Source organism: Streptosporangium sp. NPDC004379 (genome assembly GCF_042873875.1).
Taxonomy (GTDB): Bacteria; Actinomycetota; Actinomycetes; order Streptosporangiales; family Streptosporangiaceae; genus Streptosporangium.
This window is the reverse complement of record NZ_JBIAMC010000003.1, coordinates 91866-107444: the sequence shown is the minus strand read 5'-3', so window position 1 is coordinate 107444 and position 15579 is coordinate 91866. Positions and strand designations below refer to the sequence as shown.

Annotated in this window: 16 protein-coding genes; 11 read left to right on the top strand and 5 right to left on the bottom strand. The window is 73.0% G+C overall.

From position 1 onward, the window contains the following. The first annotated feature begins 95 nt into the window (after window positions 1-95). The 4 genes from ACFYSC_RS07780 to ACFYSC_RS07765 are packed head-to-tail and all read left to right on the top strand — an operon-like array spanning window position 96 to window position 3233. A complete protein-coding gene (locus ACFYSC_RS07780; RefSeq protein ID WP_362942463.1) occupies window positions 96-506 on the top strand; it encodes a helix-turn-helix transcriptional regulator in 411 nt (136 codons plus the stop codon). Between the two features lie 11 nt (window positions 507-517). Then, window positions 518-1339: a molybdate ABC transporter substrate-binding protein gene (modA, locus tag ACFYSC_RS07775; RefSeq protein ID WP_389958166.1), complete on the top strand. Its 822-nt coding sequence runs from the start codon at window positions 518-520 to the stop codon at window positions 1337-1339. Between the two features lie 5 nt (window positions 1340-1344). Next, entirely contained in the window at window positions 1345-2205 is an 861-nt protein-coding gene (locus tag ACFYSC_RS07770) for an ABC transporter permease (RefSeq protein WP_389958164.1), read from the top strand. Beyond that, window positions 2202-3233 (top strand): ABC transporter ATP-binding protein, encoded by a 1032-nt coding sequence (locus tag ACFYSC_RS07765; protein WP_389958161.1) that lies wholly within the window; start codon window positions 2202-2204, stop codon window positions 3231-3233. Before ACFYSC_RS07770 ends, ACFYSC_RS07765 begins: the two co-directional genes overlap by 4 nt. 60 nt (window positions 3234-3293) lie before the next feature. On the opposite strand, the gene ACFYSC_RS07760 is transcribed toward ACFYSC_RS07765, so the two are convergent. Further along, window positions 3294-4892, bottom strand: coding sequence for a hypothetical protein (locus tag ACFYSC_RS07760; RefSeq protein ID WP_389958158.1), 1599 nt, complete (start codon window positions 4890-4892; stop codon window positions 3294-3296). Between the two features lie 318 nt (window positions 4893-5210). On the opposite strand from ACFYSC_RS07760, the gene ACFYSC_RS07755 reads away from it, so the two are divergent. Next, window positions 5211-6059 (top strand): polysaccharide deacetylase family protein, encoded by an 849-nt coding sequence (locus ACFYSC_RS07755; protein WP_389958156.1) that lies wholly within the window; start codon window positions 5211-5213, stop codon window positions 6057-6059. Here the strand turns inward: ACFYSC_RS07755 and ACFYSC_RS07750 are convergent. Further along, complete coding sequence (locus ACFYSC_RS07750; RefSeq protein WP_389958153.1) at window positions 5963-7237, bottom strand: acyltransferase family protein; 1275 nt, start codon at window positions 7235-7237, stop codon at window positions 5963-5965. The genes ACFYSC_RS07755 and ACFYSC_RS07750 overlap by 97 nt on opposite strands. A 345-nt stretch (window positions 7238-7582) precedes the next feature. Here ACFYSC_RS07750 and ACFYSC_RS07745 point away from each other — a divergent pair, with 345 nt between their 5' ends. Then, window positions 7583-7948, top strand: coding sequence for a nuclear transport factor 2 family protein (locus ACFYSC_RS07745; protein WP_389958150.1), 366 nt, complete (start codon window positions 7583-7585; stop codon window positions 7946-7948). A 182-nt stretch (window positions 7949-8130) separates the two neighbouring features. Beyond that, entirely contained in the window at window positions 8131-8541 is a 411-nt protein-coding gene (locus tag ACFYSC_RS07740; protein ID WP_389958147.1) for a hypothetical protein, read from the top strand. Window positions 8542-8660: 119 nt separating this feature from the next. Here ACFYSC_RS07740 and guaA read toward each other — a convergent pair whose 3' ends face one another. Continuing rightward, window positions 8661-10232, bottom strand: a complete 1572-nt coding sequence (gene guaA, locus ACFYSC_RS07735) for a glutamine-hydrolyzing GMP synthase (protein WP_389958144.1) — start codon at window positions 10230-10232, stop codon at window positions 8661-8663. Window positions 10233-10421: 189 nt separating this feature from the next. Continuing rightward, the gene (locus tag ACFYSC_RS07730) at window positions 10422-11936 is read right to left on the bottom strand and encodes a DUF885 family protein (protein ID WP_389958142.1); all 1515 of its coding nucleotides are present in this window, start codon (window positions 11934-11936) and stop codon (window positions 10422-10424) included. Window positions 11937-12226: 290 nt separating this feature from the next. On the opposite strand from ACFYSC_RS07730, the gene ACFYSC_RS07725 reads away from it, so the two are divergent. From ACFYSC_RS07725 to ACFYSC_RS07710, 4 genes are all read left to right on the top strand, one after another. Continuing rightward, on the top strand, window positions 12227-12979 hold the full coding sequence (locus ACFYSC_RS07725; protein ID WP_389958139.1) for an N-acetyltransferase: 753 nt from the start codon (window positions 12227-12229) through the stop codon (window positions 12977-12979). 105 nt (window positions 12980-13084) lie between these two features. After that, entirely contained in the window at window positions 13085-13384 is a 300-nt protein-coding gene (locus ACFYSC_RS07720) for a hypothetical protein (protein ID WP_389958137.1), read from the top strand. Beyond that, on the top strand, window positions 13381-13680 hold the full coding sequence (locus ACFYSC_RS07715) for a type II toxin-antitoxin system RelE/ParE family toxin (RefSeq protein WP_389958135.1): 300 nt from the start codon (window positions 13381-13383) through the stop codon (window positions 13678-13680). Before ACFYSC_RS07720 ends, ACFYSC_RS07715 begins: the two co-directional genes overlap by 4 nt. A gap of 61 nt (window positions 13681-13741) precedes the next feature. Next, a complete protein-coding gene (locus ACFYSC_RS07710) occupies window positions 13742-14077 on the top strand; it encodes a hypothetical protein (RefSeq protein WP_389958133.1) in 336 nt (111 codons plus the stop codon). Between the two features lie 36 nt (window positions 14078-14113). Here ACFYSC_RS07710 and ACFYSC_RS07705 read toward each other — a convergent pair whose 3' ends face one another. Continuing rightward, entirely contained in the window at window positions 14114-15502 is a 1389-nt protein-coding gene (locus ACFYSC_RS07705) for a pyridoxal phosphate-dependent decarboxylase family protein (protein WP_389958130.1), read from the bottom strand. Window positions 15503-15579 lie beyond the last annotated feature (77 nt).

The following is a 15579-nucleotide window of genomic DNA, read 5'->3' as shown; positions in this document are numbered from 1 at the left end:
CTCGCGAATGCCATTCCCCAACCGCGGATCATGCCGATATTACGATGCTGGACGGGTATTCAGCTTGGCATGTGCGGAAGGTATGGTGAGGGCTTGTGACGACGTTCCGGATCAGCGAGGCCGCGGCACTGCTCGGGGTCAGCTCCGACACCGTCCGCCGGTGGGTGGACGCGGGCCGGCTGCGGGCCGAGCGGGACGAGCACGGCCACCGGCAGGTGAACGGCACCGATCTGGCCGCCTTCGCCCGCGATCAGGTCGAGGCGGTCGAGGGCGGCCGTTCGTCGGCGCGCAACCGCTTCCGCGGGATCGTCACCGAGGTGATCCGCGACGCGGTGATGGCGCAGGTGGAGATCGCCGCCGGGCCGTTCCGGGTGGTGTCGCTGATGAGCCGCCAGGCCGCGGACGACCTGGGCCTGGAGGCGGGGGTGGTGGCGGTCGCCGTGATCAAATCCACCAACGTCGTCGTGGAGATCCCCGGTCACGAGCGCGTGGCCGGTCACCTGTGAGGAGCCCCCCTTTGGTGTTCAGGCCGGTGTTCAGGCGTCTTCCCCGATGGGCGATCGCCCTGCCCGTCGCACTCGCGCTGGCGGGTCTGTCCGGTTGCGGCTCCGGCCGGCCGGCCGCGTCCACCGCACCGGCTTCGCCGGCTCCGGCCGCCGGTGACGGGGCCGGGGAGGTGACGGTGTTCGCGGCGGCCTCGCTGACCGGGACGTTCACCGAGCTCGGCAGGACCTTCGAGGCCGCGCACCCGGGTACGACGGTGAGGTTCAACTTCGGCTCCAGCGCCACGCTGGCGCAGCAGATCGTCCAGGGGGCGCCGGCGGACGTGTTCGCCGCGGCGAGCCCGGCCACGATGAAGACGGTCACCGACGCGTCGCTGGCCGGCTCGCCGACCACGTTCGTGCGCAACAGGCTGCAGATCGCCGTGCCGAAGGACAACCCGGCCGAGGTGGACGACCTCGCGGACCTCGCCGACGCGAAGGTGAAGGTCGCGCTCTGCGCCGAGCAGGTGCCCTGCGGCGCCGCGGCGGTCAAGGCGCTGGACGCCGCCGGGCTCAAGGTCACCCCCGTCACCCTGGAACAGGACGTCAAGGCCACCCTCACCAAGGTCGGACTGGGTGAGGTGGACGCGGCGCTGGTCTACCGGACCGACGTGATCGCCTCGGCGGGCAAGGTGACCGGGATCGACTTCCCGGAGGCGGACAAGGCGATCAACGACTATCCGATCGCGACGCTCACCAGAGCGCCGGCCGGTGGTCCGGCCAAGGAGTTCGTTGACCTGGTGCTGTCGCAGCAGGGCAGGGACGTCCTGACCAGGGCCGGTTTCGAGGCGCCCTGATTCGCATGGCCGCCACCGAGCACCTCGGGCCGGTGGAGCCGCACCGCGGCTCCACCGGCCGCCCGGCGACGTCGTCCCGCCGGATCTCCGGCCGCCCGCCGTGGATGCTCCTCCTGCCCGCGCTGCTCGGGCTGGCGTTCCTGGTGCTGCCGCTGGCCGGACTGCTGGTCCGCGCCCCGTGGTCCACGCTGGGCCGGCGCCTGGCCGAGCCGCACGTGCTGGAGGCGCTGCGGCTGTCGCTGGTGTGCGCCACCGTCGCCACCGTCTTCTGCCTGCTGCTCGGGGTGCCGCTGGCCTGGTTGCTTGCCCGGGTGGACTTCCCCGGCCGGCGTCTGGTCCGGGCCCTGGTCACCGTGCCGCTGGTGCTGCCCCCGGTGGTGGGCGGCGTGGCGCTGCTGCTGGTGCTGGGCCGCCGTGGGCCGGCCGGGCAGTGGCTGGAGAGCGCCTTCGGGATCACGCTGCCCTTCACCACCGCCGGGGTGATCGTGGCCGAGGCGTTCGTGGCGATGCCGTTCCTGGTCATCAGCGTCGAGGGGGCGCTGCGCGGCGCCGACCGGCGCTTCGAGGAGGCCGCCGCGACGCTGGGGGCCTCACGCTGGACCGTGTTCCGGCGGGTGACGCTGCCGATGGTCATGCCGGGCGTGGTGGCGGGGGCGGTGCTGTGCTGGGCGCGGGCACTCGGGGAGTTCGGCGCGACGATCACGTTCGCGGGCAACTTCCCCGGCACCACCCGCACCATGCCGCTGGCCGTCTATCTCGCCCTGGAGACCGAGCCGGAGGCGGCGATCGTGCTCAGCCTGGTCCTGCTGGCCGTCTCCGTCGTCATCCTGGCCAGTCTGCGCGACCGGTGGGTGAGCGCGTCATGAGCCTGCGAGCCCGCCTGGTCGTCACCCGGCCCGCCTTCACCCTGGACCTGACGCTGGAGGTCGCGCCGGGCGAGGTGGTCGCGCTGCTCGGCCCGAACGGCGCGGGCAAGACCACCGCGTTGCGCGCCCTCGCCGGGCTCACCGGGCTGTCGCGGGGCGAGATCGTCCTCGACGGCCGGGCGCTGCACACCCTGCCCGCCGAGAGCCGCCCGGTGGGCGTGGTCTTCCAGGACTACCTGCTCTTCCCGCACCTGACGGCGCTGGACAACGTCGCCTTCGGGCCCCGCTGCCAGGGCGTGCCCAAAGCCGAGGCCCGCCGCGCCGCCACGGCCCTGCTGGAACGGGTCGGCCTCGCCGATCACGCCGCCGCCAGGCCCCGGCAGCTGTCGGGCGGGCAGGCCCAGCGCGTCGCACTGGCCCGCGCGCTGGCCGTACGGCCGCGCCTGCTGCTGCTGGACGAGCCGCTGGCCGCCCTCGACGCCCACACGCGGCTGGAGATCCGCTCCCGGCTGCGCCGCCACCTGGCCGACTTCGACGGCGCCACCGTCCTGGTCACCCACGACCCCCTCGACGCGATGGTGCTGGCCGACCGCCTGATCGTCATCGAGAACGGCGTGCTCGTCCAGCAGGGCGCCCCGGCCGAGGTCGCCCGCCGCCCGCGCACCGACTACGTCGCCCGCCTGGTCGGGCTCAACCTGTACCGGGGCGTGGCCGAAGCGGGCCGGGTCAGGGTCGGCGAGTTGCCGTTGCACACCTCGGAGCAGCTGGACGGGCCGGCGTTCGTCGCCTTCCCGCCCACCGCCGTCGCCCTGTACCGGAGCCGCCCCGACGGGAGCCCGCGCAACCTGTGGCAGGCCGTGGTCGGCGGCATCGAACGGCACGGCGACAACGTCCGCGTCCACCTCGACGGCCCCGTCACGGCCTTCGCCGACATCACCCCCGCCGCCGTCGCCGACCTCGACCTGACCCCCGGCCGGCGGGTCTGGGCCTCGGTCAAGGCCACCGAGACCCACGCCTACCCGGCATGAGCACCCGATCGGGCGACGGCCCACGACCGCGACGCCGTCCGCTCCGGCGGCGCCGCGGGCTCACCGGGGTGACAGCAGGGCCCGTACCTCCCGCAGGAGCGTGGGGAGCAGCAGCACCCCGGCGATGATCGGCGTCACCATGAACCGGAAGTCCTGGGCGGTGTTGGTGAGGAGCACGCAGAGCTGCTGGGCGCAGATCACCGCCGCCACGGCGGCCACCGTCCGGTTCCCGGTGCGCCGACGGGCCAGCGCGGCCGCCGCGTAGCAGAGGTGGCACCAGAGGGCCCCCCGCCACAGCAGCCATTCCAGCCGGTGGGCCCCGGCCGCGTCCAGGGCGGTCAGCGCGGCGGTCCGCAGCCCCTCGGAGAGCGGCCGGGCGCGCATGACCGCGGCGACCGGCGTGCCCTCCCACGCGGGTGGGAGCACCGGGTCGCGCAGCGAGAACCGGTAGAGCTCCCCGCCGGGGTCGCCGGCGGTCGAGCCGATCCGCCAGGCGAGCGCGGCGCGGCAGAGCCGGGCGTCCAGGATGACGCCCGGCGCGCGGACCAGCAGGTCGCGCCAGAGGTCCATGACCTCCGAGACGTGCCGCTCGGCCTCCCGGCCGTCGAAGTCCGGGTCGAAGTAGACGCGTGTCACGGTGTGGCAGGTCGCCCCGCGCAGCCAGGTCTCGATCGGGGCGATCCTGGTCAGCAGTTCCCGCTGCCCGCGGTCGAACAGCCCCGGACGCTCTGCGTAGGCCACGGCGAGGTCGCCGAAGACCGTCTGGTACGCGAAGACACGCGGCGGCGGGGCGATGCCGAGGGCCGGGTAGCCGGTGACCGTCAGCAGCGGTGGCACCGCCACCGCGACGGCCGCGACCGCCGCGGTCCACCGGCGCGCGACCGGCAGCAGCGGGACCAGCAGGGCGGCGGCGATCAGCGTCACGACGAAGCCGTTGTTGCGGAACAGGCCCGCCCCGAGGAGCTCCGCGCCCAGGGCTGCCAGGCGGGGGTCCCAGGCCCGGCCGCGCGGGCGCCGGCCGTCGGGGGCCGTGCCGCCGTCGGGGGCCGCGCCGCCGTCCGGGACCGTGCCACCGTCCGGGGCCATGCCGCTTTCCGGGACCGTGCCGCCGTTCGGGGCTCCGTCTCCCTTTCGGGACGCCGCGCGCGGGCGGGCCGCGATCCTGGCGGCGGTCCCGGCGGCGAGCAGGACGCAGATCGTGAACGGCACGTCCTTCCACATGGTCACGGTGAAGGCCCCGAGCGGCGGGAGCAGCGCCGCGCAGCCGACCGCCGCGACCAGCCACCGGCGGCGCGGGCCGTACGGCCGGAGGGCGCCGGCGAGGTGGGTCAGCGCGGCGGACATGGCGGTCGTCTGCAGGAGGGTCACCGGAGAAAGATCACCGGCGACCCGCAGGGACAGCCGGAGCAGGGCGTCGTAGGCGACCGAGTGGGTGGCGATCCAGGGCCCGGTGGTGACGTGCCGGACGTAGGAGACGGTGTCGGGGCTCATCAGCCCGGGATGGAGGGCGAGCCACCAGCCGAGCAGCACGAGCTGGCCGGTCGCGTAGCAGGCGAGCGGGAACCACAGGTCCCGGGCCGGCGCGCCGCCCCCGCCGGCCCCGCGGCCGTCCGGCCCGCTCTCCCCGGCCGGACGCGGCCCCGCCGTAGTGATCGTCATCGTCTTCCCAGCGCGTCGGGGCGGGGGGCCGTGCCCATCATCGGGTACGCCGGGGGCGAGTTCGGGCCGTTATACCCGGCCGTGACCGCATGAGTTGTCAAGTTTGCCGTTCGGCGGGGAAGGGCTCGTCCGCCCGTCGCCTCCCGGCATATCCGCCCACCGAATCACCACAAAGCACGTATTCGATGACATAAATCAAGGCTTTTCACAGGACATCGTGACGCATAGACCCCAGAAGCCATCGGGAGCCTCGATAAGATTCCCATTCAACCGACGTCAATTTGACCCGGAGCTCCCCTCATGAAGTCTCCTGCCCGCATGTTGCTGGCCACGTCATGTGCGCTGGCCCTGACCTCCGTTCCGGCCGTCGCCTGGAGCGCGGCACAGAGCGGTTCCACCATCACGATGAGCCCGGCGAGCACGCCGAAGCCCTCGCCGAAGCCGAAGTCGACGGCCAAGCCGAAGCCCGCCCCGGTGGACTGCGCCAAGGTCAAGTGCATCGCGCTGACCTTCGACGACGGCCCCGGAAAGTACGCCGACAAGCTGCTCGACACCCTCAAGAAGTACGACTCCAAGGCGACCTTCATGCTGGAGGGCCAGTACGCGAAGTCCCGTCCGGCGTTCGTCAAGCGGATGGTCGCCGAGGGCCATGACATCGGCAACCACAGCTACACCCACCCGCACCTGCGCGACCTGTCCGAGGACCGGATCCGCGAGGAGCTGAACAAGACCGTCGAGGTCGTCAAGAAGGCCTCCGGCAAGGCGCCGACCATGATCCGCCCGCCGTACGGCGAGCTGGACAACCGGGTGGTCGAGATCGCCAAGGAGATGCAGCTCCCGGTCGTGCTGTGGAACGGCGGCTCCCGCGACTGGGCCACCAAGAACGAGAAGGCCATCTACGACGAGGTGCTCAAGAACGCCAAGCGCGACGGCGTCATCCTGATGCACGACTGGGTCCCGCAGACCGTCACGGTGATGCCCAAGCTGCTCGACGCGCTGAAGAAGCAGGGCTACCACATGGTGGGGGTCTCCTCCATGCGCGGCGTGAAGGACCTGAAGCCCGGTGACATCTACCCGGCCGGCAGCGAGAAGGACGCCGACCTCTCGTCCGACGCGCCGCTCGGCGACAGCGGCGAGTACGCCGAGTCGCCCGCCGACGGCCTCTGAGACCACCTCCGGGCCACCCGCCTGCCCAGCCGCTGCATGGGCACCTCCACGTAGCGGTAGCTGAGCAGGCTCAGCACCACCGCCGCGGCGATCGTCGCCACCGACACCGCCGCCTGCACCGCCGGCTGCATGGCCCGGACGTCCCCGAGGACGGCCGAGACGGCCTTCAGCAGGGGGTGGTGCAGCAGGTAGAGCGAATAGCTGATCAGGCCCAGCTTGACCAGCGAGCGGGGGAGGCGGCGTTCGCGCAGGGCCATCGCGCCCGCGAACGTCGCCCCCGCGAGCGCGATCGTGGTGAACCACACGCCGGGCTGGACCCACCACCAGCCCGCCTGCGGCGACCACACCGGGGCCAGCGCCACCGGTACGGTGGCCGCGGCCACCGGCCAGAGCGGGCCGGTGCCCTGCTCCCAGCGGCGGATCGCGGTCCCGGTGAACATCACGGCCAGGATCGCCGCCCCCAGCCACGGCACGAAGCCGCTGAAGATCGTCAGCAGCACGGCCGTCACACCGAGCACCCAGGCGGCGATCGTCCGGAATCTGCCGCTGATCAGGCAGAACATCCCCACGGCGAACACCGCGCCGGCCGCGTAGGCGGGCCAGGGGCCCTTCAGCAGCGGCCCCGTGAGCACCAGCCCGGCCGCCACCGCCACGACGCCGAACCCTATGGCCAGGGACCCGCTCCGGCGGTGCAGGCCGCCGGTGAACAGCGCGGTGACCAGGAGGTAGAAGACCATCTCGTAGGAGAGCGTCCACATGGTGTCGGCCAGGCCACCCATGTGGAGCACGTCCAGCAGCATCGTGGCGTGCCCGAGCACGCCCGCCAGGTCGCGCGGCACCTCCTCGCGGACCGGCAGCCACACCGCCATGACCAGGACGATGGCCGTGACCAGCAGATAGACCGGGTAGAGCCGGAACCCCCTGCCGATCCAGAACGCCCGGACGTCACCCCGGCCCTCCAGCGACACCGGGATGATGTAGCCGCTGACCAGGAAGAAGACCAGGACGCCGTACATCCCGAGGTTGAACCAGTAAGGTCGCAGGGCGGGCATGAACCACGGCAGCAGGTGCTCCAGCAGAACCGCGACGGCGGCCAGGCCGCGCAGCGCGTCCAGCCATGCGAGCCGGGCGCCCGAGGCGGGTCGCGGGGGCGGGGGAAGGGCGGCGCTCGTAGACACCCATCCCAACTTACCGGCTCACCAGGCGTAGAAGGATAAAACCCGCAATTCCCAGGTATGACCTGCGATGTTCACGAATTCCCGGTGACTTCTTCCCCGCCCGGAGTGGTGACCGTTCCCGGGGTGCCCGGCGGCCGTCCCCGGGCCGGACCTGCCGGGAGCCGGTGATCCGGCGACCGGGCGACGGGCCCGACAGGCAGACGGACACCGACGGACGGGCGGATACCGGCGGCAGACGGATAGCGGGCCCGCCAAGTACCGGTGCGTGACGGATTCCGCGATCCGCCGATCTCCGTAACTTTGTGACCTGCAAGGACAACCGCAGGAAACACGGAGGAGAACGAGATGAACGACATCGCCAAGCTGGTCGAGCGCTACCTGGCCACCTGGAACATGACCGACGCCGCCGAGCGCCGCGCGGAGATCGACACCGTCTGGGCCGAGGAGGCCCGCTACGTCGACCCGCTCGCCGACGTCACCGGCCGCGACGCGATCGACGCCGTCATCACCGCCGTCCAGGGGCAGTTCCCCGGCCTGGTCTTCACCCTCGCCGGCGACGTCGACGCCCACCACGACGTGGCCCGCTTCACCTGGCACCTCGGCCCCGAGGGCGGCGAGGCCATCGTGGTCGGCTTCGACGTCGCGGTCCTGACGGCGGACGGCCGCATCCGGGAGGTCCACGGCTTCCTCGACCGGGTCCCCGCCGTCTGACCCGGCCCGCCGGATCCACCGGTTCGGGGGCACCGCCCAATGGCCGCCGGCACCCCGCCCACGGGCCCGGCACACCCCCGCCGGACCCCCTCACGCCCCCGCCGGACCTCCCCCCCGCGCTCCCGCCGGACCTCCCGGACGCCCCCGCGCTCCCGTCTCCCACGTAGAAAGGCACACCCGCCATGACCACCATCGGCGCCCCCACCACCGCCACCGACACCGCCGGCCTCCTGCGACTGGCGATGCGTCTGGACGCCGTCGTCACCGGCGTCAACGGCCTGGCCTATCTGGCCCTGGCCGGCCCGATCAACGACCTGCTCGGCCTGCCGGTCGGCCTGCAGCGCGGCATCGGGGCCTTCCTCGCCGTCTACGGTGTGGCGGTCTGGCTCGCCGCCGTCCCCGCCCGGATCTCCCGGACCGCCGCCGGAGCCGTCATCGCCGTCAACCTCGTGTGGACCGTCGTGAGCGTCGCGGAACTGGCCATGGGCGGTCTCGGCGTCACCACGCTCGGCGCCGTCTGGGTCCTGATGCAGGCCGCGGTCGTCGGCGGCTTCGCCGCCCTGCAGTTCCTCGGCCTCCGCAGGGCACGGTGAGCGACCGAGTGGACGGCCGGGCTCCCCTCACCCGGCCGCCCACCCCACGGGCACCCCGTGGACGGGTACGGCGCGGCCCCGCGGAGCAACGCTCCTCCGCGGGGCCGCGCCGTGTCCGCCTACTCCCACTCGATGGTGCCCGGCGGCTTGCTCGTCACGTCGAGGACGACGCGGTTGACCTCGCGGACCTCGTTGGTGATCCGCGTGGAGATCCGGGCGAGCACGTCGTAGGGGACGCGGGACCAGTCGGCGGTCATGGCGTCCTCACTGGAGACCGGGCGCAGCACGATCGGGTGACCGTAGGTGCGGCCGTCGCCCTGGACTCCCACCGAGCGGACGTCGGCCAGCAGCACCACCGGGCACTGCCAGATCTCCCGGTCGAGCCCGGCGCGGGAGAGCTCCTCGCGGGCGATGGCGTCCGCCTCGCGGAGGGTCTCCAGGCGCTCGCGGGTGACCGCGCCGACGATCCGGATGCCGAGCCCCGGCCCGGGGAACGGCTGGCGCCAGACCATCGCCGGGGGCAGCCCCAGCTCCTCGCCGGCCCGGCGGACCTCGTCCTTGAACAGGGTGCGCAGCGGCTCCACCAGCGTGAACCGGAGATCCTCGGGGAGGCCGCCGACGTTGTGGTGGGACTTGATGTTGGCGGTGCCGGTGCCGCCGCCGGACTCGACCACGTCGGGGTAGAGGGTGCCCTGCACGAGGAAGTCGACCGGGCCGTCGGCGAGGATGGCGCGCTGCTCGTCCTCGAACACCCGGATGAACTCCCGGCCGATGATCTTCCGCTTCTCCTCGGGGTCGGTGACCCCGTCGAGCGCCTTCAGGAAGCGCTCCTGGGCGTCGACCACGCGCAGCTTGACGCCGGTCGCGTCGACGAAGTCGCGCTCGACCTGCTCGGCCTCGCCCTTGCGCAGCAGGCCATGGTCGACGAAGACGCAGGTCAGGCGGTCGCCGATGGCCCGCTGCACCATGGCGGCGGCCACCGCGGAGTCGACCCCGCCGGACAGGGCGCAGATGGCCCGGCCCTCCGGGCCGATCTGGGCGCGGACCGACTCGACGGCGTCCTCGACGATGTTGAGCATCGTCCAGGAGGGACGGCAGCCGGCCGCGTCGAGGAAGTGCTTCAGCACCGCCTGGCCGTGCTCGGAGTGGAGCACCTCGGGGTGGAACTGCACGCCGTACAGGCCCCGCTCGGGGTGCTCGAAGGCGGCGACCGGCGTCTGCGGGGTGGCGGCGGTGACGACGAACCCCTCGGGGGCGGCGGAGACGCTGTCGCCGTGGGACATCCACACGGCCTGCGCGACCGGCAGCCCGGCGAACAGCACGCCCTCCTGCCGCACCTCCAGCGGGGTGCCGCCGTACTCGGCCAGGCCGGTGCGGGCCACCGTGCCGCCGAGCTGCTGGGCCATGGCCTGGAAGCCGTAGCAGATGCCGAAGGTCGGCACCCCGGTCTCGAACAGGCCGGCGGGGACGGCGGGGGCGTTCTCGGCGTAGACCGACGAGGGACCGCCGGACAGGATGACGGCCTTCGGCTTCTTGGCCATCATCTCCTCGACCGGCATCGTGCTCGGGACGATCTCGGAGTAGACGTGGCATTCACGCACCCGTCGCGCGATCAGCTGCGCGTACTGCGCGCCGAAGTCGACGACCAGGACCGTGTCGAAATCAGACACCAAGACCCCCAAAGAAACCACAGCGGTGGGTTCAGTCTATCGGCGCTCGCCGGCACGCCCGCGCCGAGCCGGAAAAGGGGGTCCGGGGGTCCGCGGAAGCCGTACGGGGTCCGCCGGCGGTACGGAGCACGGGGCCCGCGCCGAGCCGGAGAAGGGGCTTCCGGGGTTCCGGGGACGTCCCCGGACGTCCCCGGACGTCCGAGCGTGTGGTCAGAGGATGTCGGGAAGCAGGCCCAGCGGCGGGGAGCCGAGGTCGAGCATCGCGGTGTGGAAGCGCTTGAGCGAGAACTCCGCGCCCCAGGCCGCCCGCGCCCGCTCGCGCAGGTCGAGGATCTCCAGCTTGCCCCAGGTGTAGCGGCCGTAGGTCGGGTCGAAGGTGGCCCGCGCCGCCTCCGACATCGCCGCCGGTCCGCCGATGTGGGTGTCGGCCTCGAAGCGGCGGGCGCCCTCCTCGACCGTCATCGAGCCGGTGTGCACGCCGATCGCGCAGGCCAGCCGGGTCACCCGGATCAGCGCCTCCAGCCACACGCCGATCTCGAAGCGCGGGTCGTCGGGCGCGAAGCCCTCCTCGACGCACAGTTCCTCGGCGTAGTGCGCCCAGCCCTCGGCGAACGCCATCGACATCAGCGTCCGGCGCACGTCGGAGGGCGCGTGGCGCAGCGCCCGGCCGTGGGAGAAGTGGCCGGGCGCGACCTCGTGCACGTTGATCGCGGGCAGCGTGGTCGCGCTGAAGACCTCCAGCCACTCCTCGATGTCGCGCTCCGGCCAGGTGGGGTCCGGCGGGGTGATGTGGTACCACGAGGGGCCGTCGGGCTCGCCCGGCGCGGCCCAGCTCATCATCGCCATGGCCCAGCGCCGTGACTCGGGCGCCAGGCCGACCAGGCACTCGCCGTCGTGGTAGGGCACCAGGTCCCTCTCGCGGGTGAAGGCGACCGCCCGCTCGGCGCCGGTCCGCGCGGCGTCCATCACCCCGTCGATGCCGGGGTGGTCGCGGACCAGCTCGCGCGCCGCCTCCAGCGGGGAGCGGCCCGCCGTACCGAGCTTCGCGCACGACTCGGCGAGGCGCTCCATGAGCCGGTCGCGCTCGGCGTCGGCCCGCGCGGCCAGGACGCCGAGGTCCACCGGCAGGCCGTCACCCGCGCCCATCAGCAGGGTCAGCCCCTCGGCGCCGAGCGAGGCGTCGGGGTCGCCGGAGCGGGACGCCTCCTCCACGTGCTCCACCAGCCGGGCGTGGGCCTTGAGCGCCGCCTCCCGCACGGAGGCGTCCGCGTCCTCGGGCACCCCGGCGGCCAGGCCCCGCACCGCCCCCAGCAGCGCGGAGGCGACCGGCGCGCTGAGCCGGTCGAGCGAGGCGATCGCGCCCTCGACCGCCTCGGGCCAGCGGGCGAGGTGGGCGAGTCTGGCCGCGGTCCGCTCCGCCTCGGGGGCGTACTCCCGGTCGTAGCAGGCCAGGTCGAGGTTGTTCAGGTGGGCGAGCGGGCTGCGCCGGTGCAGCTCCAGCTCGCCGAACGCCGCCCGGGTGGCCGCCTCGAAGACCTCCAGGTGGGCGGCGTCGTGGGGATCGTCCGGCGGCGCGCCCTCCCCCAGCGCGGCCAGCCCCGCGCGCACCCCCTCGGGGGAGAGGTCCTGCACCACCCCGTCGTACTCGTGCCGCCCGGCCGCCTCCCGGGCCTCGGCCACGGCCATGTCACACACCGCACGCAGGCGGGAGTCGAGTTCACTCATGCAGGCGAAGCTATCCCAGACGGCCTCCCGCGCCGAGCCCCGAATCGAAGGCCCCGCGGACCACGCCGTCTCCCGGCGACCGCCACGAGGCGCGACGCCCTGCCGTCGGCCCCGTTCCCTCCCCGGCCCCGCGCGGACGCCCGTCGGGCACCTCCGGCCTGCCGAGCAGCGCGCGGGCGACCCCGGCCCCCGCGCGGAAGCCCGTCGGCGACCCGCCGGGAAACGGGCGTACGGCGCGGCCCGTGGAAAACCGGTCGAGCGGCGTGGGACGGCGGTGGGAGGATGCCGGAATGCCCCTCCGCATCACCACATTGGCCGAACGTCCCCATTTCCGCGACGAGCTGTGGGACATGCCCACCTCCTGGCCGGAATTCATGCTCTGCGATCCGACGGGGGCGCTGTTCTACGAGGTCTGCGTCGAGAAGTACGCGGAGTTCGTGCTGGTCGCCGACGATGACGACGAGCCGGGGCGGCTCGTGGCCAAGGCGATGAGCGTGCCGTTCGCCTGGCCCCGCGACGAGCTGCCGGACGGCGGGTGGGACGCCGTGATGCTGTGGGCCTGGCACACCCGGATGACCGGCGCGGAGCCCGGCACGGTGTCCGCCCTGGAGATCACCGTCCGCCCCGACCGCCTGGGGACGGGCCTGTCGCCGCTGATGCTGGCCGCCCTGCGCGACAACGCCGCCCGCCTCGGGTTCGGCGAGCTGCTGGCCCCGGTGCGGCCCAACGCCAAGCACCTGGAGCCGCGCACCCCGATGGCGGAGTACGCCGCCCGCACCCGTCCCGACGGCCTGCCGGCCGACCCGTGGCTCCGCGTCCACGTGCGTGCGGGCGGCACGATCGTCAAGGTCGCGCCGCGCTCGATGACGGTGCCCGGCACGCTCGCCGAGTGGCGCGAGTGGACCGGCCTGCCCTTCGACGTCAGCGGCCCGGTCGAGGTGCCCGGCGCCCTCGTCCCGGTCCACTGCGACGTCGAGCAGGACCACGCCGTCTACGTCGAACCCAACGTCTGGATCCGCCACCGCCTCACCGCCCCGGCCTGAGCGCTCGCCCGCTCCACGGCCTCGGTGATCTCCGCATCGGACGGCAGAGGTCCCACCTGCGCGGATGACCTCCCGGACCACCTATCGGTGGCGTACGCTGTCGTCATGGGCGAAGCCGCGTACGAAATTCCCTTGGAGGATCTTCACGCGCATCCGGAGCGCTGGGACGATGCGATCGAGTCCGCCGTGCAGGGACGGGTGATCGCCCTCACCGGCAGGGGAGAACGACTGGCCGCCGTCGTTCCCGCCGACCAGATCGACCTCGTGGATCGTCTGCGAGAGACCATCGAGGTCCTCTCCGACACCGAGGCGGTCCAGGCGATCGTGGAGTCACAGGCGTCGATCGCCGCCGGAGAAGGCGTCCGGGGTGCTGACGCGATCCGCGCGCTTCTCGATCACCGGTGAACGACCAGCCAGAGCCGGCGTCCTTCGAACCGGTGCTGGGCACCGCGGCCCGCCGAGCCATCTCCGACAAGCTTCCACCCGATGTCGCGGCGGGCGCGGTGGAGTTCATCACCGGCGCATTGATGAGAAACCCCTATCGCGTCGGCAAAGAACTCCACGAACCGCTCACCGGCGTGTACAGCGCCAGGATCATGCGAGACTGGCGCGTCCTGTACAAGATCCGTGATGACCTGAACCCACGGGAAGTCCATGTCCTGGACATTCGCCACCGTGGGGACGCCTACCGGCGTCGCTGAGCACTCAACTCACCCAGACCTGCGACGAGTCGCCGAACAGCGGATGGGACGGCGTGATCCTGTGGGCAGGTTCGAGCGGGACGCCGCGGTCGTCGACTTCACCTCCCATCTGCTCGCCGGACTGGCACGCACCGAGGACATCGCGGTGTTGCATCAGGTCCTGACCGAGGCCCTGCCCTGGAGCACGTTCCTGCCTCCGGAAGACATGGACTCGATGCTCACCGAACTGGTGGACACGGCGCGTGGAACGGCGGTTCCGGAGAATTCCACCCCGATCGCGCTCCTGCTCACCCAGTGGCGGCACAGCGCCGAGATATACGCGGATCCGGCCCTGCTCTCCGTCCTCACCCGCGAACCCGGCGGCGACCTCGGCCCACCTGCCAAGGTCACAGACTGATCCTCAAGGCAACGGTCGTTCGCGGTTTCCGGCGAGTCAGGCCGCCCCGTCCCCCGTTCCGGTGATCCGGTCGAGAAGCGCCTCAAGGGTCTTCTCGTCCGTGGACGGGGACATGACCGTGACGCGCAGGTGGCGGACGCCGCCGATCTCGGCCGAGGTCAGGTGGAAGGAGCCGTCGGCCATCAGGCGCTCGCGGATCGCCGCCTGGTCGCCCGTGCCGTACCGGAAGCAGACGATGTTGCTCTGCGGCTCGTACGGGAAGACGAACCCGGGCCGCTCCCGGCCCAGCTCCCACAGACGGCGGGCGGCGGCGTACCGTCCCGCGACGTACTCGCCGAGTCCCCGCTCGCCCCGCCAGGCGAGGTTCAGGAAGATCTTCAGGCCCAGCGCGGCCTTGGCGCACTCCACCGTACGGCCGGCCGAGTCGAAGTCCTGGTCGCCGTAGAACAGGTAGCTCGCCCGCTGCCGGAACGCCGCGTCCAGGTCGTCCTTGCGCCGGGTCAGCACGGCCGCGGCCACCCCTGAGGTGCGCAGCATCTTGTGCGCGTCCCAGATCAGCGAGTCGGCCAGCCCGATCCCGTCGAGCAGGTGCCGGTGCCCGTCCGACAGCAGGGCCGACGCGCCGTGGGCACCGTCCACGTGGAACCAGATCCCGTTGTCCGCGCAGAACCCGCCGACGCCGCGCAGGTCGTCGTAGAGGCCGGTGCCCGTCGCGCAGGCGTTCGCCACCAGGGCCATCGGCCGCCGGCCCGCCCGCCGTACCCGGTCCAGGGCAGCGGGCAGGCGGGCGACGTCGATCCGGCCGAGCGGGTCGGCGTCCAGCGGGACGACGGCCCGCTCCCCCAGGCCGAGGATCGCGGCGGCGCGGGTCAGCGAGTAGTGGGACGCCTCGGGGACGAGCAGCGCGAGGTCGCCGGGAACCCCGCCGGCCCAGGCGTCCGGCGCGGCGGCGGCGCGGGCGGCCAGCAGCGCGGTGAGGTTGGCCAGCGACCCGCCGTGGGTGAGCACCCCGCCTCCGGACTCCCCGAAACCGGCCCTGCCGAGCATCCAGCGCACGACCTCGAACTCGACGGTCGCCGCCGCCGCGCCCATCTCATAGAACGCCATCGTGTTGTTGGTCACGCCGTGCACGAGGTCGGCGAGCGCGGCGGGGAAGTCGGGGGCGGCGACCTGGTGGCCGAGGGAGGCGGGGTGGTGCGGCCGGCTCCCCTCCGCGAGATAGGCCGCCAGGAACTCCGCGTGGCTGTCCGGAGTCATCCCGCCCTCGCGGATCCACCGCGCCAGACCGAGCCGTTCGGCCAGCTCACGCGGCGGGCGGCGGCCCAGGGCCGGTGTCAGGCCCCGCCGGCTCTCGTCCACGTGCACGGCCAGCTCCTCTACGGTCGCCGCGGCGGCCCGCACGAACTCCTCCACATCCCACGTCACACCGGAATACTGGGCCACCCGGTCCGGGATGACCAACCGCGGCCGGATACGCGGACGGTCAGAGGCCGGGCATTACC